Source organism: Devosia indica (assembly GCF_003056405.1).
In the GTDB taxonomy this organism is placed as follows: Bacteria; Pseudomonadota; Alphaproteobacteria; order Rhizobiales; family Devosiaceae; genus Devosia; species Devosia indica.
Genome location: NZ_PYVZ01000005.1, coordinates 82,087 through 102,706, shown reverse-complemented (window position 1 = coordinate 102,706; position 20,620 = coordinate 82,087). Strand labels below are relative to the sequence as shown.

Here is a 20,620-nt window from a genome sequence, read left to right as displayed (position 1 = left end):
CACTATCGGGAGGATGGCCGGTTTGGGTGATGGGACAACCAAGGGGCGACAGGAAACGGACCGCGCCATTGCCGCTGTCTGGCGGGTGGAGCAGGCGCGTGTCATTGCCGGTCTGACCCGGATGGTGCGTGACATTTCGCTGGCCGAGGAACTGGCGCAGGAAGCGCTGATGGCGGCGCTGAAGAATTGGCCGGAAGCTGGTGTGCCGCACAATCCCGGTGCGTGGTTGATGCAGGCGGGCAAGCGCAAGGCCATCGACTATTTCCGGCATCGCAAGATGGCGGCCGGCAAGCTCGAAACGCTTGGCCGGGAGATGGAAGATGAACGGCTGGACGCGGAAACGGCGATCCATGAGCAATTGGACGATGAGGTCGGCGATGATCTGCTGCGGCTGATCTTTACGTCCTGTCATCCGGTACTGCCGCCCGAAAGCCGGGTGGCACTGACCCTGCGGCTGATCGGCGGATTGACCACTGAGGAGATCGCCCGCGCGTTTCTGGCCAATGATACGACAATCGGGCAGCGCATCGTACGGGCCAAGCGGACCATAGCCGAGGCCGGCGTTCCCTTCGAAGTGCCGCGCGGAACCGAGCGCGAGGAGCGCGTGGCTTCGGTCCTGGGCGTGCTCTATCTCATCTTCAATGAAGGCTACTCCGCCACCGCCGGCGAAGACTGGATGCGGCCGCAATTATGCGAAGAAGCGATGCGCATGGGGCGTATTCTTGTCTCACTGATCCCGGAGGAGCCGGAGGCGCATGGCCTGTTGGCCTTGATGGAATTGCAGCATGCCCGGGTTCGGGCGCGCACAAACGCAGCAGGCGAGCCGGTCTTGTTGCCCGATCAGAACCGGGCGCTATGGGATCAGATGATGATCCGGCGCGGCCTCGATGGGCTGGCAAAAGCGCAGCGGCTGGGCGGTATTGCCGGACCCTATACGCTGCAGGCCGCCATTGCCGCCTGCCATGGGCGCGCCCGCAAGGCCGAAGAGACCGATTGGCGGCAGATTGCGGCGCTCTATGGGCTGCTCAACCAGGTGACGCCCTCGCCGGTGATCGAGCTCAATCGCGCGGTGGCAGTCTCGATGGCCGAGGGCCCGGCGGCGGCGCTGCCGCTGGTCGATGCGCTCAAGGCCAGCCCGGCGCTTGAGAACTACCATCTGCTCTATGGGGTGCGCGGCGATATGCTGCGCAAGCTGGGGCGTCACACCGAAGCCAATCTCGAATTCAGGCGGGCCGCCGAGTTGACGCGCAATGCGCGTGAAAAGGCCTTCCTCGAAGGGCGCGCGGCAGAGGCCATCTGACCGAGCGGCCGGCAGGGGAGTGGACGGGAATGATTGCGCCCCAGCGTGCAAGCGCTAGGCGGCTTCGGCCTTGTCCTGGAACTTGCTGATGAGCACGCTGCGATCGAACGGCTTCATCATATAGTCATCGGCGCCGGCCTTTAGGGCGAGCGCAATGGCGCCGACATCGTTCTCAACCGTGCAATAGATGACACGGGGCTTTTCGCCGCCGACATAGGCGCGCAGCAGCTTGAGAAACTCCAGGCCGCTCATAATGGGCATGTTCCAGTCGAGCAGAATGGCGTCAGGCATTTCCTGGCGGCATTTGTCGATGGCTTCCTGACCGTCCTCGGCCTCGTCCACGATATAGTCGAGATCTTCCAGCAGGCGGCGCGCAACCTTACGCACAACGCTTGAATCATCGACGATCAGGCAGCTACGCATGGAAGGGGGCCCCTGGGGACGGTTGAGACGCTGTGTCGACTATGCCGCCCAATAGGTTGGCGAATGGTTAGCACGCAGGCGTGAAATTGCGGCCCAGGGCCGATTGGCCTTGTGAAATATCCCATGATGGCAGGTCTTTACGCCCTATTCGGCGATTGCAGCACCTGGTTTGGGCGTGGCCGTGAAAAAGAACATGTCATCTTCCAGACCGATATTGAGTTCCATATCGGTCATGCGGGCGAGCAGGCCCGTATAGAAAGGCTGGATGCCCCGCGCATCGACCGAACCGTCTTCGGGCATGCCGGAGAGCAGTCCGGCAGACCCTGATGGGACCAGCGTCTTCTGGCGCTTTTCCGGGTCGCTTTTCGAGGTGAACTCGAACTTTTCCTCGCCCGTGGCGCCCGTGATCGAAGCCGTGACCGTGCCGCCGCGTGGAACCGATCCGGCTGCAATGAGCAGCATGTTCATGAACAACTTGGCCTTGTGCTTGGGCAGAAGGATCAGCGGCACAGTCCATTCGAGATCGGCTTTTTCGATTTCGAACAGGATGCGGGCTACGCGCTCACATTCGCGCGTGTCGATATCGGTGCCGGCGGTCGAGGAGGCACCATAGGCGAGACGGGCGAATTCAAGCTTGGCGCGGCTCTGCCTGGCGGCGCTGGCGATCAGGTCCCGTGCACCTTCGGCCATTTCGCCTTGATTGGGGTCGGACAGCACTTCCAGGCCGTTGCCGATGGCGCCGATGGGATTGATGAGGTCGTGGCAGACCCGCGAGCACAACATGGCGGCGAGGTCGGTGGCCTTGAGCTCAATAATATCCATGGTGCGGGTCTCCGTAGGCGCAATGCGCAGAATGGCGGCGAGAATCAGTCTAGGGGACAATAAAGCGCCAGAGGGCGGTGCACTACCGGGTCGAGAGCGTTTTGGACAGAGTGGTCCAATGTTCCTGACCGCGCAGGGCCGCTGCGTCCGGCGCCAACAGGAACGCTTCGCGATTGGCTGCGGAATAGAACATGTAGAGGCGCTGCTTGAACACGGTATAGATCAGCGGGTCGGCGTCGGACACAAAGCCGCGGGACATGCTCATGGCACCGTGCCCGCCATATTGGGGCGCATAGACTTCCGGATTGCGCCGGAAGATTTCCATATTGGCGGCATTGGCGAATTGGAAGGGTGCACCTTTCCAGACCAGCTCGAAATCGGGCCTGCCGGGCAGGGGGGCCGGTTCGGTGAAATAGGAGACCGGATCCATGCCGCCGATGGCCTGCCCGGTCAGCGGGTCGGTCAGCACATAGGTGACGATGGATTGGGCCAGGCTTTCCTGAACCGTGGCCGGAAGTGGCCCGAAAAGCGGCAGAACAAGGGCGATCATGGTTAAGATTTGTTTAGAGATATGCTGCATGATTGGCCCAAATGATCGGGAATGCCGGGTTCAAGACTAGGGGCCAAGACCTTAAGGTCTTCGTAAGGGCAGCGATCGACACGGGAGATATGCCATGTTCAAGCGCCTTGCCCAGTTTGCCGCCCTGATCGGTGCCCTTGTGGCCTTCAACGCCCCTGCGCTCGCCCAGGGGTCGCTGAGCGATACATTTTCGGGTGAGGAGCTGGTGGATAGCGGCCGCGAGTTTTTCGGCTCTGCCGCCCAGGGCCTGGCCTCGGTGGTTGAGCGGGCCGTGGGCCAGTATGGCCAGCCCAATGGCTATATCCTGGGCGAGGAAGCGGGCGGTGCCCTGTTCATCGGTGCCAAATATGGCGAGGGGACGCTTTACACCCGCAATGCCGGTCAGTTTTCGATCTTCTGGCAAGGGCCCAGTGTTGGCCTTGATATCGGTGCGGACGGCTCCAAGGTGATGATGCTGGTTTATAACCTTTCCACCATCCAGGACATTCTGGGGCGCTATCCGGGCGTCGATGGCTCTGCCTATGTCATTGGTGGCGTGGGCATGACCGTCACCAAACGCGGCAATGTCGTGGTGGTGCCGATCCGCTCCGGCGTCGGCGCACGGTTGGGCATCAATGTTGGCTATCTCAACTTTACCGCCGAGCCGACCTGGAACCCGTTCTGACGGGCTTTTCTCAATCAATTCATTGCCAAGCCGGGGTCAACCGCCCCGGCTTTGTCGTGACGGCGGGCCACAAACCCGTTAGGGTTAACCAGTGCCAAAGATGGTTTGTGCCCGTCTTTGCTGCCAAAACCGGATAAGGGACTGTCCCAAGGCTGGCGCCTGCGCCGCCGGAGGCCGCATCGATGCTGATCGAAAACATCATGTATTTTGCGCTGGGCCTGCTCGTTGCAGGGCTGGTGGCGCTCATCATCATGCCGGCGGTTTGGCGGCGGGCCGTGCGCCTGACCAAACGCCGCATCGAGGCGGCTACACCCATCACCATGGCCGAATTCCGGGCCGACAAGGACCAGTTGCGGGCCGAGTTTGCTCTTTCGACCCGGCGGCTTGAGATGAATGTCGAGGCGCTGCGCAAGCGACTTGCCGAGCAGTTGAGCGACGCCAATCAGAAGCGCACCGATCTGGGCGCGCTCCGGGCCGAGCGCGAAAAACACCTCGTTGTGGTTCGTGAGCTTGAAGAGCGCGAAGTCGAGCTGCGGGCGCGCATTCTCGAACTGGAGAAGGAAGGCGCCGATCTGGGCAATCGGCTGCGCAAGCGGGATCGGGAGCTGGAAAGCCGGGCCCTAGAGGTTGAGACGCTGCGCAACTCCCTGCGCGGCGGGCTTGCCAAGGCGACCAGGGTCGACGGCATTTCGCTCTCTGGCGATTATGAAGGCGATATCGACCGGCTGACCGCAGCGCTGGCGATCGAGCGCAAACGGGCGGCCTTTCTTGAAGACCAGGCGCATAGCCTGATTGATCGGCTGGAAAAATCCGACCGGCGCAGTGCCGAAGCCAGCGCCGCCATTGCCCAGATGCGCGATGCCCTGGCCGGGCGTGAAGCGCAACGCGAGATCGACGCCGAGGAACTGGTGGCCGCCGAGGCGCGCATCGCCAATGCGGAAAACCGCCTCAATGCCCTTTTGGCCGAAACCAGCCAGGTGGTGGAAAAGAGCGAAGGCCGGGTCGAGCAATTGCTGGCCGACAGGCTCTCCATGGAAGAAGAGCTTGAGCGCCTGCGCGCCAAGGTGAGCAATGTGGAAGCCTCGATCATGGCCGATTGGGAGACCGAACGGTTCGAGGAAGCGCACTTGCGCGAAAAACTCAATGACATCGCCGCCAGCGTCAGCCGGCTGGTCTATGCCGTTGATCACGAGGCGCCGGCCCAGGCCCAGCAGCCCGAAGAGAGCCTGTTCGACCGGGTGCAGCGCTTTGCCGATGACGGGGAGGGGCTGGACGTGTTGCCTACGCCCGCCAATACCCAGCGCGGCACGGTGTCGGACCGTTTGGCAGCCCTCAAGGAAATCCAGGGGCGCTAGCCGGGGCTCAGCCGAATTCCGCCGGCTCCCATTGCAGCTTATTCCGCCCCGATCCGCACGCTGCGCTGCAATTCGCCCGTTTCGGCATCAAACACATTGAGCATGGTCGCGCCACCGGCGGCGAAGGTCACCTGGATGGTGCCATCGGTGCTCAGCGCCGAGATCACCTCGGCACCGGCGGGGATTGAGACGCTTTCCGCCACGGCTGGCGGCGGGCTGTCGCGCATGACGCGATAGACAAGTGCAAAGCCAATCGCCATAAAGCCGAGCAACAGAATGCCCATGGATACCGCGAAGGAGCGGCGGGCTTTTCCCAGCATGGCCTTGGCTTCCGGCGACAATTCGGTGTCGGCGGCGTCCGGCGTATTTGGTTCAGGATTGCTCATGGCGGATGACACCGATTTCGATTTGGAGGGCGAGCCCATTGAGATTGTGGTCGACGCCGAAATGAGCGGCGGGCGGCTCGATGCCATGTTGGCCAAAGCGCATGACGTGCTAAGCCGCAATCGCATCAAGGATCTGATCCTGGGCGGCGCCGTAACTATCGACGACCGCCCGGTTGCCGAACCCAAATACCGGCTCAAGGCCGGGGAGACAATCGTCCTTGTCGCCCCACCCCCTGAAGATCCGGATCCGCAGCCCGAGAACATCCCGCTTGATATCCTGTTTGAAGACGAGAACCTGATCGTCATCAACAAGCCGGTCGGCATGGTCGTGCATCCCGCGCCCGGCTCACCTTCGGGCACGCTGGTCAATGCGCTGATCTTTCATTGCGGGGATAGCCTGAAGGGCATTAGCGGGGTCAAGCGGCCCGGTATCGTGCATCGGCTGGACAAGGACACTTCAGGGGTGATGGTCGCCGCCAAGACCGAGCAGGCGCACAAGCATTTGAGCGAACAATTTGCCGATCACGGGCGCACGGGACCCTTGCACCGCGCCTATGTCGCCTATGCCTGGGGTTCGACCCAGTCAGGCATGGGGACAGTCAATGCCCCGCTGGGCCGCGATCCGGGCAATCGGTTGAAGCAGGCCGTCATCAAGCAGGGACGCGAGGCGATCACCCATTATGCCGTGGAAGCGCGTTATGGCGCGCCGGGCTGGGATGTCACCCGCATCCAGTGCCAGCTCGAAACCGGACGCACCCACCAGATCCGCGTGCATATGGCCCATATCGGCCATCCGCTGGTGTCCGACCTGCTCTATGCGCCCGGCTTTGCGACCAAGGTCAACAAACTGCCCGATGAGGTCGCAGCGGCAGTGCAGGCGCTGGGGCGGCAAGCCCTGCACGCGGCTGAACTCGGCTTCGAGCATCCGACGACGGGCGAAGAAATGCTGTTCTCTGCCGAGCTGCCGGCAGACCTGCAGGCGCTCGAGGATGCGCTGGCGCCCTATGACCAAGTCACACGGCGGGGCTGAAAGTGTCGCGTTTCTGGCGCACCAGCGTGTTGATGAAGGCCAGCTTCTCGATGACCGATGGCGACAGGACAAAGGGATAGGCGTCGGCCTGTCCAACGGCGCGGTTGAGATTGTTGATCAGGCTCGCCAGGGGCACCCAATTGTCGATGATCCGCGCCATGTCCGGCTCGCGATAGGGGTCGAGTTGCACCGGCGCCATGTCGAGCCCGGCATCGCCGGTGCGGGTGCGCGCGCCAATGCCGAAAGCGGCCGCCATTTCGACGGTGTCGATGATGTGCAGGGTATGCGCGAATGTCTCGGCAAAGTCCTCCCAGGGGTGGGCCGTGGCATAGGCGCTGATATGGGTCTGTGACCAGCCCTGCGGCGCGCCATGGGCGTAGTAGGCGTCCAGTGCCTGGGCGTAGTCCTGACGCTCGTCGCCGAACAGGCTGCGGAAGGCCTCAAGGGCTGGTCCTTCGGCGACTAGCAGATCCCAGAAATGATGGCCGATCTCGTGGCGGAAATGGCCCAGCAGGGTGCGGTAGGGTTCGTTCATGCTGGTGCGCCGATATTCGCGCTCGGCATCGTCGGCTTCGCTCAGGGCAATGGTGATGATGCCATTGTCGTGGCCGGTCATCACCCGCTCGCTGGTCTGGGCATCGTCGGCGAGGAAGCGGAAGGCGAGGCCATGCTGGCTATCCTCGTCACGGGTATGGAGCGGCAGGTCCAGCCGGATCAGGGAATAGAACAGGCGCTTCTTGGCGCGCTCAATGGTCTGCCAGCGGCGCAGATTGGCCGGATTGGCAAGGTCTGGAATGGTTTCGTTGTGCCGGCAGGCGGCGCAATAGATGTCGCCACCCGCCTCGGCCGGGATCAGCCAGTTGCAGGCGCCGTGCGCGGCATTGGCGCAGAACACGAAGGCGTCGTCGGCAATGGCCGGCGAACTCCACAGCCCACCATCCTCGACCAGGGAGACGAGTGCGGAGCGATCGGGCAGATAACCCAGTTGATGGCCACAACGCTCGCAGACCGCGTTCTCAAAATAGACCGTGTTGCCACAATGGGTGCAGGAAAACAGTTTCATCGATCGCCCTCGACTTCGCAGCCATAATGCGCCCGGTCACATGCTTGTTCCACAGCAACTGTATGGGTTGGCGTGCGTTTTATGGGCATGACCTAGGAGGACAAGATGCATAGTGTCGAGCAGGACAAGATTCGCGACCGCGCCTATCAGCTCTGGGACAAGGCTGGCCAACCCGAGGGGCGGGAACAGGAATTCTGGTACGAGGCCGAGCGCGAGCTGGCTGAGGAAGACGAGGTTGATACCTCGGCAGAGGCGTCAAAGCTTGATCTGCCGCCCGTTGTGCCGGGCGGCCTGGGCTAGGTTCGCTCCTCTGGCCTAACCCGTTTGAGCCAGGCATAGTGCCTGCTCAGGCGGGAGGGCCGGATGAGCATAGAATTTCTGATTACCACGCTGATCGTCGTCATTTCGCCAGGCGCAGGGGCAATCTATACCATTGCAACCGGGCTTGGACGGGGCGGCAGGGCCAGCCTCTGGGCGGCCCTGTTCTGCACGTTCGGCATTGTGCCCCATATGCTGGCGGCCATTACCGGGCTGGCCGCGGTGCTCCACACCAGTGCGCTGGCCTTCGATATCATCAAATATCTCGGCGTGGCCTATCTGCTCTATATGGCCTGGTCGACATTGCGCGAATCTGGCGCTCTTTCGGTCGAGGCACGGCAGGAGAAAAAGCGGCTTGGTGCCATGGCCGCAGAAGTCATGCTGATCAATCTGCTCAATCCCAAGCTCTCCATTTTCTTTTTCGCCTTCCTGCCGCAATTCGTGCCGACGGGCACGCCGAATGCGGTCATGCGCATGCTCGAGTTGAGCGGTGTTTTCATGGCCATGACCTTCGTGGTGTTTGCGCTTTATGGCCTGTTTGCCGCTGCCATTCGCGGCCAGGTGATGTCGCGCCCGGCGGTGCTGACCTGGATGCGGCGCAGCTTTGCCGCGGCCTTCGTGATGCTGGGGGCAAAGCTGGCGCTGACCCAGCGGTGAGCGCGACACTGTTCATCATTGCCGGCCTGCCCGGGGTTGGGAAATCAACCCGCGCCGCCGCGCTGGAGGCCCAAACCGGCGCGGTGCGGATGGAGCCGGATGGCTGGATGGACGAGCTAAAGCTCGATCTCTGGGACGAGGAGCGGCGCGCCAGCATCGAGGCCATGCAATGGCGGCTGGGCCGGCGCTTCCTGGTGGCGGGCGTCAGCGTCATCATCGAATGGGGCACCTGGGGGCGCGACGAGCGGATTGGTCTGCTGGAAGACGCGCGGGCCCTTGGCGCGCGGGTCGAGCTGATCTGGCTGAGCGCGCCGGCGGAAGTCATATTGGAGCGCGTTACCCGGCGCGGCCGCGAAAACCCGCCCATCACCATGGCGCAGATCGAGGAATGGATCGGTCTGTTCCAGGCACCTGATGCGGACGAGCTGGCGCGCTATGACTTGGTGCATCGCCACTAGGGCCTGAACAAAGCCACGCAGCATGCGTTGGTCCTTCGTACCCTATGGAGGACCCTATGAGCTATGTGCGTTTTGCCGCGATGATCGCGACTTCAACCGTGGTCATGTACGGGCTGATGTATCTCAATACCTATCAGTCCGATCATGTGTTCTATAGCCAGACCCGGCTCTGGATGGCGCTGTTGATGGGCGCGGTCATGGCCGTGATCATGCTCGCGTTCATGTGGACCATGTACAAGAGGCATGCCGTCAATTTTGCCATCATCGCTGGGGCGATTGCGGTCTTTGCCGGATCTCTGTTTCTGGTGCGCAGCCAAGCGCTGGTAGGCGACACTGATTACATGCGCGCCATGATCCCGCACCACTCCATTGCCGTGCTCACCAGCACCAATGCCAATATTCGTGATGCGCGAGTGCGCGAACTGGCCGACGAAATCATCGCCGCCCAGATACGCGAGATCGACGAGATGAAAGCCCTGATTGCCGATCTCGAAGGCAACCCGCCGTCGCCTGAGGCGCCCGTGCTGGCGCCGCGCCCGGGGGACGGCTCCTAGACACTGCCCACGGTCTTGAGCCGGATGCGCGGATGCACCTCGTTCTGGCTCATCACCACGGTTTGCGGGCGGAAGCGCTCGATGATCGAGCGGACATGAGGGCGGATCGAGGGTGAGGTGATGAGCACCGGCAGTTCGCCCTGCTGGGCAGCGCGCTCATAGGCGGACTGCACGGCGCCGATGAATTGCTGCAGCTTGCTTGGCGCCATGGCCAGATGCCGGTTGTCTGCGTCACCAGCCATGGATTCGGCGAAGTCCCGCTCCCATTGCGGGGAGAGGGTGAGCAGCGGCAGATTGCCGTCAGACCCCAGATTGGCGGCGCAGATCTGCCGGGCGAGGCGGGCGCGGACATGTTCGGTGATGGTGGCGACGGAGCGGCCATTGCCGGCGATTTCGGCCACGGCTTCAAGAATGGTCGAGAGGTCGCGGATCGAGATGCGTTCGGACAGCAGGGCCTGAAGCACGCGTTGCAGGCCGGACACGGTGATCTGGCCGGGCACCAGGTCCTCGACCAGCTTCTGCTGATCCTTGGGCAGGCCCGAGAGCAGGGACTGCACATTGGCGTAGCTCAACAGATCGGAGACATTGGCCTTGAGGATTTCGGTCAGATGGGTCGAAATCACCGTCGAGGGATCGATGATTGACAGGCCGCGCAGTTCGGCCTCGTCGCGCAGTGCCGGTTCGATCCAGGTGGCCGGCAGGCCAAAAGTGGGCTCTGTGGTGTGGTTGCCCGGCAGGTCGATCTGGTTGCCATAGGGGTCCATCACCATGAGCTGGTTGGCATAGACCTCCCCGGCACCGGCTTCGACCTCTTTGATACGCACCTTGTAGTCGTTCGGCTCGAGCTGCATGTTGTCCAGAATGCGCACGGGCGGCATGACGAAGCCCAGTTCAAGCGCAAGCTGGCGACGCAGCGCCTTGATCTGCTCGGTCAGCCGGTCATTGCCATGCTCGTCTTCCTTGACCAGGCTCAACAGGCCATAACCCAGCTCCAGCTTGAGATCGTCGATCTTGAGGCTATCGGTGATCGGCGGTTCGGAGGGCTGCGGCGCGGGGGCGGTTTTGGCCAGTTCCTCGGCCTGTTCCTCTCCCTGGCGCACCGCCTTGGACCTGCCGGCGCGGTAGGCGGCGTAGCCGACGCCACCGGCCAGGGCGAGGAACGGCACCATGGGCATGCCGGGCAGCAGCGCCAGGGCGACCATGACGGCCGAGGACATGCCGAGGGCGCGCGGATAGCCGGTGAACTGCAGCGACAGGGCCTTGTCAGCGGCACCGGTGACACCGGATTTCGACACCAGGATACCGGCGGCGGTCGAGACGATCAGCGCGGGGATCTGGCTGACCAGACCATCGCCGATAGTGAGCAGGGTGTAGTTGTTGGCCGCTTCCTGAAAGCCCAGACCCTGCTGCATGATGCCGATCAGCATGCCGGCGGAAACGTTGATGAAGGTGATGATCAGGCCGGCAATGGCGTCGCCACGCACGAATTTGGAGGCGCCGTCCATATTGCCGAAGAAGGCGCTTTCGCCTTCGAGGTCTGCACGGCGTTTCTTGGCGGTGTCCTCGTCGATCAGGCCGGCGGAAAGATCGGCGTCAATGGCCATCTGCTTGCCGGGCATGGCGTCCAGGCTGAAGCGCGCCGCGACTTCGGCGATACGTCCCGAGCCCTTGGTGATGACGATGAAATTGACGATCACCAGGATGATGAAGACGACGATGCCGATGACGAAATTACCGGCGGTCACGAAGCTGCCGAAAGCCTCGATGACATTGCCCGCGGCGCCGGTGCCATTGTGCCCGTCGGACAGGATAAGCCGCGTGGTAGCCAGGTTGAGCCCGAGCCGCAGCATGGTGGCGATCAGCAAGACAGTTGGAAAAGACGAGAATTCCAGCGGCCTTTGAATGAACAGCGACGTCATCAAGATCATCACCGAAAAGACGATCGAGATGGCCAGCAGCATATCCACCAGGATCGGCGGCATGGGCACGATCAGGATGACGATCAGCGCCATGACGCCAGTGGCGAGCGCGATATCGCCCGAGCGCAGGGTCTCGATTACCTTCGCGATCGAAGGCAATGAAAAGCCTGGTTGTTTGCCGGACGGGACGTCGGTCATTTAATTGTCTGCCTCACGCGGCGCCGCGCTTGTCGCCGGGCTCGGGCACATGCACGCCCTCATCGGCATATTGGTTGAGCTTGTTTCGCAAGGTGCGGATCGAGATGCCCAGAATGTTGGCAGCGTGGGTGCGATTGCCCAGCGTGTGATCGAGTGTGTCCAGGATCAGATCGCGTTCCACATCGGCCACGGTGCGGCCCACCAAAGCGCGGTTCATGGCTTCGGCAGTCTGGGCAAGCTGGGCTGCCGGGGAGGCCGCCTTGGCTGCTTCGCTTAGGCCCATGCCGTCGGGCAGCACGATGGCGTCGGGGCCGATAATGTCGCCCGAGGAGAGCAGGACGGCGCGGTGCAGGGTGTTTTCCAGCTCGCGCACATTGCCGGGCCAGGGCGCCTTGACCAGCGCGTCGCGTGCCTCGGGGGACAGGTTGCGTGGGGGCAGGCCATTGGCCTTGGCATATTTGGCGACGAAGTGCTCGGACAGGGCAATGATATCGCCGGGCCGCTCGCGCAGGGGCGGCAGCTTGAGATTGACGACGTTGAGCCGGAATAGCAGGTCTTCGCGGAAGCTGCCTTCGCGTACGGCTTCGTTCAGATTGCGGTTGGAGGTCGCCAGAATGCGGATATCGACCGGCACGGGCTTGGTACCACCGACGCGGTCGATGATCCGCTCCTGAATGGCGCGCAGCAGCTTGGCCTGCAGGCGCACATCCATTTCCGAGATTTCATCGAGCAGCAAGGTGCCCCCCGAGGCTTCCTCGAATTTGCCGATGCGGCGGGCGATGGCGCCGGTGAAGGCACCCTTTTCATGGCCGAACAGCTCGCTTTCCAGCAGCGCTTCGGGAATGGCCGCGCAATTGACCGAGATGAACGGCTTGCTGGCCCGCTTGGAGCGGCCATGCACATATTTGGCGACGACTTCCTTCCCGGTGCCGCTCTCGCCGGTGATGAGGATGGAGGCTTCCGAGCCGGCGACCTGCTCGGCCATCCGGACCACACGCTCCATGGCTGGATCGCGATAGAGGAAATCCGAGCTTTCACGGGCGACGGCGGCGATCACAGCGGCGATCAGCTCGGCGTCTGGCGGCAGCGGGATGTATTCCTTGGCACCGGCGCGGATGGCGTTGACGGCCGCTGCCGCATTGGTCTCGACGCCGCAGGCGACAACGGGAATGGCGATGCGCTCGGCTTCCAGGCCCGCGATCAGCCCGGCAATATCCATCATCACGTCGACCAGCAGCAGATCTGCGCCCTTGCCGGCGCGCAGCGAAGCCAGCGCGATTTCGATCGAGGGGGCATGGGCCACCTTGGCGCCGCCATCCATGGCCATCTTGGTTGCCGTTGAAAGCTGGCCTTCCAGGGCCCCGATGATGAGCAATCGCATGATCGTGGTCTTCCCTTATTGCGGCTTGATGATTTCGGTCATGGTGACGCCGAGCCGGTCTTCGACCAGCACGATCTCGCCGCGCGCCACCAGACGCTCGTTGATAAAGATCTCGACGGCTTCGCCAACCTGGCGGTCCAGTTCGATCACCGTGCCGGTGTCGAGCTTGAGCAAATTTGAAACCGGCATCTTGGTGCGCCCCAGCACGACCGAGACGCGCACCGGCACGTCGAACACCGCTTCAAGATCGGCGGCAGAGCGCTCGACATGCGCCTCGCCCCGTCCGTTCCGCTCGGGGGCATCCATCTCGTTGAGGTTGAAGCCTTCGGCGGCGGTGATGTCGTTTTCGGGCTCGGTCATTGACCGTTCTCCTTGCTTTGGCTGCTTGCGCGCGCCGCGAGATAGGTTGCGATCTGGTGATCGACCTGGCGGGCGATGTCGGCGATATCGCGCACCAGGCCGCCATCGACCCATTCGAGACGGCCGTCGCCAAGGCGGATTTCGGGGTCACCCATGACAACCAGACGGCCGGTAAAGCCGGAATGGGACATCTGGGCGGTGGCCGTGTCACGGATGGCGTCGGCCAGGTCAGGATGGCAACGTATCACCAGATGAGGCACGCCATTGAGGCTGGGAAGGCATTCGGCAATCAGCGCTTCGAGCTCGGTCAGCGGAAAGCGAGCCAACAAATGCAGCGCCAGTTTGCGGCCAACGCTCAAGGCCAATTCCACGGCCTGCTGGTGATGGTCGGCGCGGGCGGCATCGAGCGCCTTGGCCGATTCCATACTCTGGGTTGCCAGCGTGCCAGCGGCCGCGGCAATGGTCTGGGCGGCCATGGAGGCCGCGTTCTGCTCGCCGGCCTTGAGACCTTCTGCGTAGGCTTCCTCGCGTGCATTGGCGATTAGCTGCGCCACCACGTCCTCGGGAATTGAGGGGACGGGCGCCGGCGCCGGCCGCTTGGCGGTGGAGCGGGGTTCAAGGTCCAGGTCGAAGGTGAAACGCGCGGGTTGGGCCATGGTGTCACGCAATCATCTGATCGTCGGCTTTGGACTTCATGATCAGGATTTCGCCTTTGGCGGCGAGATCCTTGGCGGTGGCGACCATGCGGGTCTGGGCCTCGTCCACATCCTTGAGGCGCACGGGACCCATGCCGGCCATGTCGTCCTGCAAGAGCTTGGCGGCACGGCTCGACATATTGTTGAAGAAGCTGTCCTTGACCGAGTCGTTTGCCCCCTTGAGCGCCAAAGCGAGTTCGCGCTTGTCGAGCTTGGAGAGCAGGGTCTGGATCGCCGACATGTCGAGCTTGGCCAGATCCTCGAAGGTGAACATCAATTGCTTGATGCGCTCTGCATCGTCGCGATTGACCTCTTCGAGATTGGTGATGAAGCGCGCTTCCGTCTGCCGGTCGAAGGCATTGAAGATTTCGGCCATCTGTTCGTGGCTGTCGCGGCGCTTGGTATGGTTCAGGGTCGACATGAACTCGGTGCGCAGGGTCATCTCGATCTTTTCGAGAATTTCCTTTTGTACCGGGTCGAGGCCGAGCATGCGGGTGACCACGTCCATGGCCAGCTCTTCAGGCAGCACGGCGAGCACCTTGGAGGCATGTTCGGTAGCGATCTTGGACAGCACCACGGCGATGGTCTGGGGGTATTCGTTCTTGAGATAGGCGGCCAGCACATCGGCCTGCACATTGGAGAGTTTTTCCCACATGTTGCGGCCGGCCGGGCCGCGAATTTCCTCCATGATGGCGTCGACCTTGTCCTGGGGCAGAAAGCTCAGGAGCAGGCGCTCAGTCGAGTCGGTATTGCCCGAGAGCGAGCCATTGGACGAGATGGTGGTGACGAACTCGATCATCAGGTCATCGAGCATTTCCTGGGTAATCGGTCCCAGCCGCACCATGGCGCGGGAAAGCTGCTTGACCTCGAGTTCGTCGAGCTCGTCAAAAATCGGCTTGCCGTAGTCGGGACCGAGGGCCAGCAGGAGCGCGGCAGCCTTCTCGTCGCCTGTCAATACACGCTGTTCGCCGCCGACCTGAAGCTGGGCGCCCATCGGCGCCGCAGTGTCTGCGGCAGCTTTTTCGTCGTTGGATTGAGATACCAGGGCCATTGCTACTATGCCGCGTTGCCCAGCCAGTCACGCACGATCAGCGCGGCCTGTCTGGGGTTTTCTTCAACCAGGGACCCGACGGTCCGAAGTGTCTGGAGCTGGGTTTCGCCCATGGATTTGGCGTTGGTCACCCATGCAGGCGTCTTGTCGCGCGGGGTCTCTTCGATTTCGGGCGTCACCTGTCCATTGGCGCCCAGGACGCCGTGATGGCTGACTTCGGCGGCCTCGGGGAGAGCCAGGGGCTGGGTTTCGGGGGTCAGGGCCTTCTTGAGCAGCGGGCGCATGACGAAGAACACCAGGGCCAGGGCGATCAGCAGGGTCACGGCCATCTCGGCGCCGTTCATCAGGTCGTCGCGGGTGAAGTCGAGCAGGCCTGCATCGGCCTCGGTGCCCAGCGGCGCCAGTTCGGGGCGCTCGGCGAACTGCATGTTGACCACTTCGACACTGTCGCCGCGCTCGGCTGAAAAACCGACGGCGGAGCGCACCAGTGTCAGGATCTGGGCGATTTCGTCGGCGGAACGCGGGGTGTAGGTCATGTTGCCTGCGCCGTCATCGGCATAGGTGCCGTCGACCACCACGGCCACAGACAGACGCTTGACGGCCCCGGCCTCGGTCACATCGGTCTGGGTGGTCTTGGAAATTTCGTAGTTGATGACCTCCTCGGTCGAGGTGCCCTGCTCGGTCACGCCGCCGGCACCATTGTTCTGGTCTGCGCCGGGCAGTTCGTTGGCCACCGTCACCTGGCCATTATTGCCGCCAGCCAGGTTTTCGCTTTCCCGCGTCTGGGTCGAGCGCACCACCTGGCTTTCAGGATCAAACAATTCCTGGGTGGTGGTGGAGCGGTTGAAGTCGAGCTCCGCGGCGACTTCAACCCGCGCCCGGCCGGCCCCGACCACATTGGCCAGCATGTCCTCGACGCGGGTCCGCATCCGGTTTTCGAAGCCCAGGGTGCGCTCGTCATTCTGCGCGGTCATGACGCCGGCAACGTCCTCGCCGGTGCCTGAGGCCAGCAGGGTACCTTGTTCGTCGACGATGGAAACGCGGCTCGGCGTCAACCCTTCGATGGCCGAGGCCACCAGATGCTGGATGGCGCGGATTTCTCCGGTGGACAATTCGCCACGGGTGGTCAGGACGATGGAGGCGGAGGGGTCCTGGCGTTCGCGGCGGAACAATTCGCGCTCGGGCAGCACCAGATGCACGCGGGCGCCGGTGATTCGGTTGAGCGAGCCAATGGTGCGGGCCAGCTCGCCTTCGAGCGCCCGGACATTGTTGATGTTCTGTACGAAGCTGGTGGCACCCAGGGTCGATTGCTGGTCGAAGATCTCGTAGCCGACCTGGCCGCGGGTCGGCAGACCCTCGCCGGCTAGTGTCATGCGCATGGTGGTGATCTGGTCACGCGGCACCAGGATGGTGTCGCCTTCGCCCCGCAGTTCGTAGGGAATGTTAAGGGTTTGCAGCTCTGTGACGATGGCCGAGGAATCTTCCAGGCTCAGTCCCGAATAGAGCGGCGCCAGGTTCGGCGTCTGCGCCCGCATGATCAGGAAGCCGAAGAAGCCGAGCATCAACACGGCGACCAGAGCCATGGCGGCAATGCGCGGCAGGCCGATGCGGTTGATGAGTTGTGTTAGACTTTCCACGCGGCAGACCCGGTCCGTTTTTAAACGGTCGAGGTGCCCCCATGACCGATGGGCAAAAATTACCTAGTGGATGGTAAACAATGTATTAACTGGCTGTTGCAACTTGCGATTTTAGGCAAGAACTGCCGGGTCGGGTTAACAAGAGGTGAATGGACATGATGCGGATTCTGGGGCGGGTGACGTCCATCAACGTGCGGAAGGCCACCTGGGCGGCGGGCGAACTGGGCCTTGCCTACGAGCATGAAGACTGGGGCATGCCCAATCGCGATCCCAAGGTGCCCGAATTCATGGCACTCAACCCCAATGCGCAGGTGCCGGTGCTGGTCGAGGACGATTTCGTGCTCTGGGAGAGCGTGGCGATCATGCTCTATCTCAACCGCAAGGCAGGGGGCTCGCTGCTGCCCGAGGAGCCACGGCGGCAGGGGCTCGTCATGCAGTGGGTGCTTTGGCAGAATAACGAGATGGGCTCCAACTGGGCCTATCCGCTGATGTCGATCATTCGCAAGGCGCCCGGCTTTGATGACAGCCAGAAGGTGGCGGACAATATTGCGGCCTGGACGGGCAAGATGAACATCATCGAAGCCCATCTGGCCAAGAGCGGCGATTTCGTGGTGGGCAATGACTTCTCGCTGGCCGACATAGCGATCACGCTAGGGCTGCACCGCTGGTTCGCCATTCCCTTTGATCATCCACCCATGCCGGCCTGCGAAGCCTACTACAATCGCATGAAGGCCCGCCCGGCGGCGGCCGAGTGGCTGACGCACGCCACGCCCTGACGAAAAAAAGAAACCCGCCGGACGTGTCCGGCGGGTTTGTGATTGGCAGCCTGAAAGCGGCCAGAGGAGGCGTCAGCCTTCCCTGTAGTGCTGAATCCAGGTTGTCCTGAGACCGGCAAGGCCATGCTTGTCGATGGCGGCCTGCCAGTTGAGGAATTCATCGACGCTGAGCGTATAACGCTCACACGCCTCTTCGAGGCTGAGCAGGCCACCGCGAACGGCGGCGACAACTTCTGCCTTGCGGCGGATTACCCACCGTCTCGTATTGGCTGGAGGAAGATCCGCAATTGTCAGCGGGCTGCCGTCGGGGCCAATAACGTACTTCACGCGAGGACGCATCTGTACGGTCATTTTACTCTCTACTCAAACCTGACCATATGAGCCTGAGAGTAGGGCAGTGAGCTTAAGATACCCCTAAGGGGAAACTTACAACAGGTTAAGAAACGCCAGCGGTTTCAATCAATTGATTGCAGCATAACGGAAAAGGGCGGCCGCACGGACCGCCCCGAAATCGTGGTGAAAAGCAAGCCACGGTCAGGTTTCGGTCTCTGTGTCGGAGTCCTCGTCCCCTTCACCGTCCTCGGCTGGCGTCTCGCTGACCAGTTGAATATCGGTGACGTCAGACAGGGCGACCTTGTTCTTGCCTACGGTCAGCATTGGTTCGGAGCCGGAGAAGTCCACGCCGGTGACAATGCCAACCGAGGAAGTGGACACCTTGACTTCATTGCCGGCCAGATTGGTGCCCTTGATTTCGATGGTGTAAATGCCATCGGGTTTGGTGTTGCCGTCCGAGCCCACGCCATCCCAGAGGAAGGCGCCAGGACCGGAGTTGAGCGAACCGGTTTCGGTATAGACCACATTGCCGGCCGCATCCTTGATGCTCACCGTGGCATTGGCGACATTGGCTTCGGCATTGTAGGCCCAATAGGCGCCGCCATCGACCAGCTCGGCGGTCTCTCCTGAGGCCGAAACCTGCTTGCCGATATAGGAGACGGCATCGGCGCGGTAGCTGGTCTGGGTGTTGAGCAGCAGTGCCTCAAGAAACTCGTTGGTCTGGAGCTGCTGTTCGACACCAGAAAATTGCACCAATTGTGCGGTGAACTGATTGGTATCGAGTGGATCGAGCGGATTCTGGTTCTTGAGCTGGGTCGTCAGGATCGACAGGAAGGTGTCGAAATTACCGGCAATCGTTGAACGGGAGGATGACACCGCGCCGTTGGACGAGCTGGGAGATACGCTATCGACTGCCATGGACCTTTACTCCTTACACCGTGATGTTGACGCCGCTGGCCGTCAGGGCGCCGCGATACAGATTGACCAGGGGGGGCGGTTCTTGATCCGCCTCGGCAGCCAGGCCATTGTCATCGCTTGTCCCGAACGAGCCGTTGCCGTCCTTGCCATCCCCCATCTGGCCCTGCTGGCCGGCGAAGGGGTTCTGCTTGAGCGAAAATTCAAGATTGGTCTTGGCGCCATCAAGCCCAGCCTGCTGCAATGCGCGTTCCAGGCCGCGCTGGTCGCGCTGCATCAGGTCCAGGGTTTCGGACTTTTCCACCACCAGACGAGCATTGACCTGGCCTGATTCATTGATGTCGAGGCGGACATCGATGCGGCCCAGTTCGGGCGGGTCGAGGCGGATCTGAAACCGGGTATTGCCGTCCTGAACCTGGCGCGCCAGTTCAAAGGCAATCTGGGGCAGGTTGAGCTGTTGCTGGCTGGTCTGGTAGCCCGCCTGGATGATGCGCGGATTGGCTGCGGCATCGACGCGGGAGGCGCTTACTGCCTGTGCATTGGCGTCAGCGGAAGGCGCCGGCGTGTTCGAAGCATCGACCGGTGCGGTGGCCATCGCATTGCCAGTGCGGGCATCGCGACTGGCGGGCTCTACGCGCTCCCGGCCGCGATCGGCGGCGGACTGACCATTGTTTTCGCGCTGCTGGCCCGATGTGTCGGATTCTTCAGCCGGGGTTGTGGTCGTAGCCGGGCTGGACATGTCCAATGTGTCCGGCGCGTCGGCAGTCTTGCCGGACAGCACCGGCTCACTGATCTTGAGCGTTGGCGTGGCCAGCACTGGCTCTTCGGGCACACTGGCAGCCTGCTGGGTCATTCCGGCGGCAAAGCGGCCAAGCGCGGCCTCAATGTCGGCATCGAGCGGCTGCCCCGGCGTCATGCCCAGGGCGGTCAGCTTCTCGGCCGGCACATCGCCGTCTGCCAGGGCTGCCAGCAGGGCACCGAGCCTATCGCCCAGAGCCTTGAGCTGCGCGCTGGCCTCAGAGGCCGCGTGGACCTTTTCGGCATCGGTTGCCGGCTGTGCTGTCGAGAGTGACTGGGCAATCGGCGCCAGCAATTGGGTCAGCGCGCCGGCCAGGCCCGTGTCAGCCTCGCCAGTGGTTTCGAGCAGAGCGGCAAAGTCTTCGGGAACGGGCAACGCCTCGATATCAAGGCCCAAGGCTTCGGCCAGGTCGGCAAGCGCGGTTTCAACCTTTTCAAGCAGCTCCGGGTCGAGCGCTTCGCCCTGATCCAGGCTGGTCTTGAGCGCACTCAGCGCCTCGACAAAGTCCACCATGGGCGTTGAGTTGACGGGAATTGCCGTTTGGCTGGGCTGATCTATGGCGGCGGCCAGGGCCTCGGGATCGGCTTCATCGTCCGATGGGGCCTCACCCGAATTGGCCGCCAGACCCAGGCGGAACAGTTCGGCCAGATCGAACGCTGAATTGGGCTGGCCGGAATTGGCTCCGGGCACGGGCGCCGGCATGGTTGCGCTGGTGTCCACCCCGGCATTGTCCAGCAGAGCGGCAAACAGCCCCAGCAGACCGGTGGGCGGGCTGGTTGCGTCCTGCGCAGCAGCGGACTGGCCGGCGAACGCCTTGCCGATTGCACCGGAGGCGCTGGTGCCGCTGATTATCGTCAGATGTGATGCCAACTTGGGGCGCCCTTGAACAAAACACTCATCCGGACAGTGCAATGCAAAAGGCTTGCCAGATTGGGTGCGGGGTAAT

Annotated in this window: 23 protein-coding genes; 9 read left to right on the top strand and 14 right to left on the bottom strand. The window is 62.5% G+C overall.

Going from position 1 to position 20,620, the window contains the following annotated elements:
- Positions 1 to 13 precede the first annotated feature (13 nt).
- A complete protein-coding gene (locus DDE76_RS06960; protein ID WP_104893209.1) occupies positions 14 to 1,300 on the top strand; it encodes an RNA polymerase sigma factor in 1,287 nt (428 codons plus the stop codon).
- Positions 1,301 to 1,354: 54 nt separating this feature from the next.
- Here the strand turns inward: DDE76_RS06960 and DDE76_RS06955 are convergent, their stop codons facing one another.
- The 3 genes from DDE76_RS06955 to DDE76_RS06945 form a co-directional block, all read right to left on the bottom strand.
- Entirely contained in the window at positions 1,355 to 1,723 is a 369-nt protein-coding gene (locus DDE76_RS06955) for a response regulator (RefSeq protein WP_104893210.1), read from the bottom strand.
- A gap of 144 nt (positions 1,724 to 1,867) precedes the next feature.
- Complete coding sequence (gene chpT / locus DDE76_RS06950) at positions 1,868 to 2,545, bottom strand: histidine phosphotransferase ChpT (protein WP_104893211.1); 678 nt, start codon at positions 2,543 to 2,545, stop codon at positions 1,868 to 1,870.
- Between the two features lie 82 nt (positions 2,546 to 2,627).
- Entirely contained in the window at positions 2,628 to 3,095 is a 468-nt protein-coding gene (locus tag DDE76_RS06945; protein WP_104893212.1) for a YHS domain-containing (seleno)protein, read from the bottom strand.
- Between the two features lie 124 nt (positions 3,096 to 3,219).
- On the opposite strand from DDE76_RS06945, the gene DDE76_RS06940 reads away from it, so the two are divergent.
- Positions 3,220 to 3,789, top strand: coding sequence for a DUF1134 domain-containing protein (locus tag DDE76_RS06940; protein WP_104893213.1), 570 nt, complete (start codon positions 3,220 to 3,222; stop codon positions 3,787 to 3,789).
- A 182-nt stretch (positions 3,790 to 3,971) separates the two neighbouring features.
- The gene (locus DDE76_RS06935; RefSeq protein ID WP_104893214.1) at positions 3,972 to 5,144 is read left to right on the top strand and encodes a coiled-coil domain-containing protein; all 1,173 of its coding nucleotides are present in this window, start codon (positions 3,972 to 3,974) and stop codon (positions 5,142 to 5,144) included.
- Positions 5,145 to 5,182: 38 nt separating this feature from the next.
- Here DDE76_RS06935 and DDE76_RS06930 read toward each other — a convergent pair whose 3' ends face one another.
- The gene (locus DDE76_RS06930) at positions 5,183 to 5,530 is read right to left on the bottom strand and encodes a DUF6476 family protein (protein ID WP_104893215.1); all 348 of its coding nucleotides are present in this window, start codon (positions 5,528 to 5,530) and stop codon (positions 5,183 to 5,185) included.
- On the opposite strand from DDE76_RS06930, the gene DDE76_RS06925 reads away from it, so the two are divergent.
- Positions 5,529 to 6,560: an RluA family pseudouridine synthase gene (locus tag DDE76_RS06925; RefSeq protein WP_104893216.1), complete on the top strand. Its 1,032-nt coding sequence runs from the start codon at positions 5,529 to 5,531 to the stop codon at positions 6,558 to 6,560. The two genes, DDE76_RS06930 and DDE76_RS06925, sit on opposite strands and share 2 nt — an antisense overlap.
- On the opposite strand, the gene DDE76_RS06920 is transcribed toward DDE76_RS06925, so the two are convergent.
- Positions 6,544 to 7,623, bottom strand: coding sequence for a zinc-binding metallopeptidase family protein (locus DDE76_RS06920; protein ID WP_104893217.1), 1,080 nt, complete (start codon positions 7,621 to 7,623; stop codon positions 6,544 to 6,546). The genes DDE76_RS06925 and DDE76_RS06920 overlap by 17 nt on opposite strands.
- A gap of 105 nt (positions 7,624 to 7,728) precedes the next feature.
- On the opposite strand from DDE76_RS06920, the gene DDE76_RS06915 reads away from it, so the two are divergent.
- The 4 genes from DDE76_RS06915 (at position 7,729) to DDE76_RS06900 (ending at position 9,610) form a co-directional block, all read left to right on the top strand.
- Positions 7,729 to 7,923 carry a DUF2934 domain-containing protein gene (locus tag DDE76_RS06915; protein WP_104893218.1) on the top strand — a complete coding sequence of 65 codons (195 nt, stop codon included), beginning with the start codon at positions 7,729 to 7,731 and terminating at the stop codon, positions 7,921 to 7,923.
- 63 nt (positions 7,924 to 7,986) lie between these two features.
- Positions 7,987 to 8,598 carry a LysE family translocator gene (locus DDE76_RS06910; RefSeq protein ID WP_104893219.1) on the top strand — a complete coding sequence of 204 codons (612 nt, stop codon included), beginning with the start codon at positions 7,987 to 7,989 and terminating at the stop codon, positions 8,596 to 8,598.
- Complete coding sequence (locus DDE76_RS06905) at positions 8,595 to 9,056, top strand: P-loop nucleotide/nucleoside kinase family protein (RefSeq protein WP_157955695.1); 462 nt, start codon at positions 8,595 to 8,597, stop codon at positions 9,054 to 9,056. Before DDE76_RS06910 ends, DDE76_RS06905 begins: the two co-directional genes overlap by 4 nt.
- 56 nt (positions 9,057 to 9,112) lie before the next feature.
- Entirely contained in the window at positions 9,113 to 9,610 is a 498-nt protein-coding gene (locus DDE76_RS06900) for a DUF305 domain-containing protein (RefSeq protein WP_104893220.1), read from the top strand.
- Here DDE76_RS06900 and flhA read toward each other — a convergent pair.
- The 6 genes from flhA to fliF are packed head-to-tail and all read right to left on the bottom strand — an operon-like array spanning position 9,607 to position 16,851.
- The gene (gene flhA / locus DDE76_RS06895) at positions 9,607 to 11,727 is read right to left on the bottom strand and encodes a flagellar biosynthesis protein FlhA (protein WP_104893221.1); all 2,121 of its coding nucleotides are present in this window, start codon (positions 11,725 to 11,727) and stop codon (positions 9,607 to 9,609) included. The two genes, DDE76_RS06900 and flhA, sit on opposite strands and share 4 nt — an antisense overlap.
- A gap of 13 nt (positions 11,728 to 11,740) precedes the next feature.
- Positions 11,741 to 13,108 carry a sigma-54-dependent transcriptional regulator FlbD gene (flbD, locus tag DDE76_RS06890; RefSeq protein WP_104893222.1) on the bottom strand — a complete coding sequence of 456 codons (1,368 nt, stop codon included), beginning with the start codon at positions 13,106 to 13,108 and terminating at the stop codon, positions 11,741 to 11,743.
- A gap of 15 nt (positions 13,109 to 13,123) precedes the next feature.
- Positions 13,124 to 13,468: a flagellar motor switch protein FliN gene (gene fliN / locus DDE76_RS06885; RefSeq protein WP_104893223.1), complete on the bottom strand. Its 345-nt coding sequence runs from the start codon at positions 13,466 to 13,468 to the stop codon at positions 13,124 to 13,126.
- On the bottom strand, positions 13,465 to 14,124 hold the full coding sequence (locus DDE76_RS06880; RefSeq protein ID WP_157955694.1) for a FliH/SctL family protein: 660 nt from the start codon (positions 14,122 to 14,124) through the stop codon (positions 13,465 to 13,467). The genes fliN and DDE76_RS06880 overlap by 4 nt, the downstream gene beginning before the upstream one ends.
- 4 nt (positions 14,125 to 14,128) lie before the next feature.
- The gene (fliG, locus tag DDE76_RS06875) at positions 14,129 to 15,214 is read right to left on the bottom strand and encodes a flagellar motor switch protein FliG (protein ID WP_198650861.1); all 1,086 of its coding nucleotides are present in this window, start codon (positions 15,212 to 15,214) and stop codon (positions 14,129 to 14,131) included.
- A 5-nt stretch (positions 15,215 to 15,219) separates the two neighbouring features.
- Positions 15,220 to 16,851, bottom strand: a complete 1,632-nt coding sequence (gene fliF / locus DDE76_RS06870; RefSeq protein ID WP_104893225.1) for a flagellar basal-body MS-ring/collar protein FliF — start codon at positions 16,849 to 16,851, stop codon at positions 15,220 to 15,222.
- 155 nt (positions 16,852 to 17,006) lie between these two features.
- Between fliF and DDE76_RS06865 the strand changes: the two genes are divergently transcribed.
- Positions 17,007 to 17,627, top strand: a complete 621-nt coding sequence (locus DDE76_RS06865; RefSeq protein ID WP_158672398.1) for a glutathione S-transferase family protein — start codon at positions 17,007 to 17,009, stop codon at positions 17,625 to 17,627.
- A 72-nt stretch (positions 17,628 to 17,699) separates the two neighbouring features.
- Here the strand turns inward: DDE76_RS06865 and sciP are convergent, their stop codons facing one another.
- The 3 genes from sciP to DDE76_RS06850 form a co-directional block, all read right to left on the bottom strand.
- Positions 17,700 to 17,978 (bottom strand): CtrA inhibitor SciP, encoded by a 279-nt coding sequence (sciP, locus tag DDE76_RS06860; RefSeq protein WP_035085775.1) that lies wholly within the window; start codon positions 17,976 to 17,978, stop codon positions 17,700 to 17,702.
- Positions 17,979 to 18,161: 183 nt separating this feature from the next.
- Positions 18,162 to 18,878, bottom strand: a complete 717-nt coding sequence (locus tag DDE76_RS06855; RefSeq protein ID WP_104893227.1) for a flagellar hook assembly protein FlgD — start codon at positions 18,876 to 18,878, stop codon at positions 18,162 to 18,164.
- A gap of 13 nt (positions 18,879 to 18,891) precedes the next feature.
- Positions 18,892 to 20,544: a flagellar hook-length control protein FliK gene (locus DDE76_RS06850; RefSeq protein WP_104893228.1), complete on the bottom strand. Its 1,653-nt coding sequence runs from the start codon at positions 20,542 to 20,544 to the stop codon at positions 18,892 to 18,894.
- Positions 20,545 to 20,620 lie beyond the last annotated feature (76 nt).

Bases quoted from the DNA above. Each gene is read 5' to 3' on its own strand.
- flhA (WP_104893221.1), bottom strand. From the start codon at position 11,727: ATGACCGACGTCCCGTCCGGCAAACAACCAGGCTTTTCATTGCCTTCG.
- fliG (WP_198650861.1), bottom strand. From the start codon at position 15,214: ATGGCCCTGGTATCTCAATCCAACGACGAAAAAGCTGCCGCAGACACT.
- fliN (WP_104893223.1), bottom strand. From the start codon at position 13,468: ATGACCGAGCCCGAAAACGACATCACCGCCGCCGAAGGCTTCAACCTC.
- flbD (WP_104893222.1), bottom strand. From the start codon at position 13,108: ATGCGATTGCTCATCATCGGGGCCCTGGAAGGCCAGCTTTCAACGGCA.
- DDE76_RS06865 (WP_158672398.1), top strand. From the start codon at position 17,007: ATGATGCGGATTCTGGGGCGGGTGACGTCCATCAACGTGCGGAAGGCC.
- DDE76_RS06910 (WP_104893219.1), top strand. From the start codon at position 7,987: ATGAGCATAGAATTTCTGATTACCACGCTGATCGTCGTCATTTCGCCA.
- sciP (WP_035085775.1), bottom strand. From the start codon at position 17,978: ATGACCGTACAGATGCGTCCTCGCGTGAAGTACGTTATTGGCCCCGAC.
- DDE76_RS06955 (WP_104893210.1), bottom strand. From the start codon at position 1,723: ATGCGTAGCTGCCTGATCGTCGATGATTCAAGCGTTGTGCGTAAGGTT.
- DDE76_RS06945 (WP_104893212.1), bottom strand. From the start codon at position 3,095: ATGATCGCCCTTGTTCTGCCGCTTTTCGGGCCACTTCCGGCCACGGTT.
- DDE76_RS06940 (WP_104893213.1), top strand. From the start codon at position 3,220: ATGTTCAAGCGCCTTGCCCAGTTTGCCGCCCTGATCGGTGCCCTTGTG.
- DDE76_RS06960 (WP_104893209.1), top strand. From the start codon at position 14: ATGGCCGGTTTGGGTGATGGGACAACCAAGGGGCGACAGGAAACGGAC.
- chpT (WP_104893211.1), bottom strand. From the start codon at position 2,545: ATGGATATTATTGAGCTCAAGGCCACCGACCTCGCCGCCATGTTGTGC.
- DDE76_RS06925 (WP_104893216.1), top strand. From the start codon at position 5,529: ATGGCGGATGACACCGATTTCGATTTGGAGGGCGAGCCCATTGAGATT.
- DDE76_RS06920 (WP_104893217.1), bottom strand. From the start codon at position 7,623: ATGAAACTGTTTTCCTGCACCCATTGTGGCAACACGGTCTATTTTGAG.
- DDE76_RS06915 (WP_104893218.1), top strand. From the start codon at position 7,729: ATGCATAGTGTCGAGCAGGACAAGATTCGCGACCGCGCCTATCAGCTC.
- DDE76_RS06900 (WP_104893220.1), top strand. From the start codon at position 9,113: ATGAGCTATGTGCGTTTTGCCGCGATGATCGCGACTTCAACCGTGGTC.
- DDE76_RS06855 (WP_104893227.1), bottom strand. From the start codon at position 18,878: ATGGCAGTCGATAGCGTATCTCCCAGCTCGTCCAACGGCGCGGTGTCA.
- DDE76_RS06880 (WP_157955694.1), bottom strand. From the start codon at position 14,124: ATGGCCCAACCCGCGCGTTTCACCTTCGACCTGGACCTTGAACCCCGC.
- DDE76_RS06930 (WP_104893215.1), bottom strand. From the start codon at position 5,530: ATGAGCAATCCTGAACCAAATACGCCGGACGCCGCCGACACCGAATTG.
- DDE76_RS06935 (WP_104893214.1), top strand. From the start codon at position 3,972: ATGCTGATCGAAAACATCATGTATTTTGCGCTGGGCCTGCTCGTTGCA.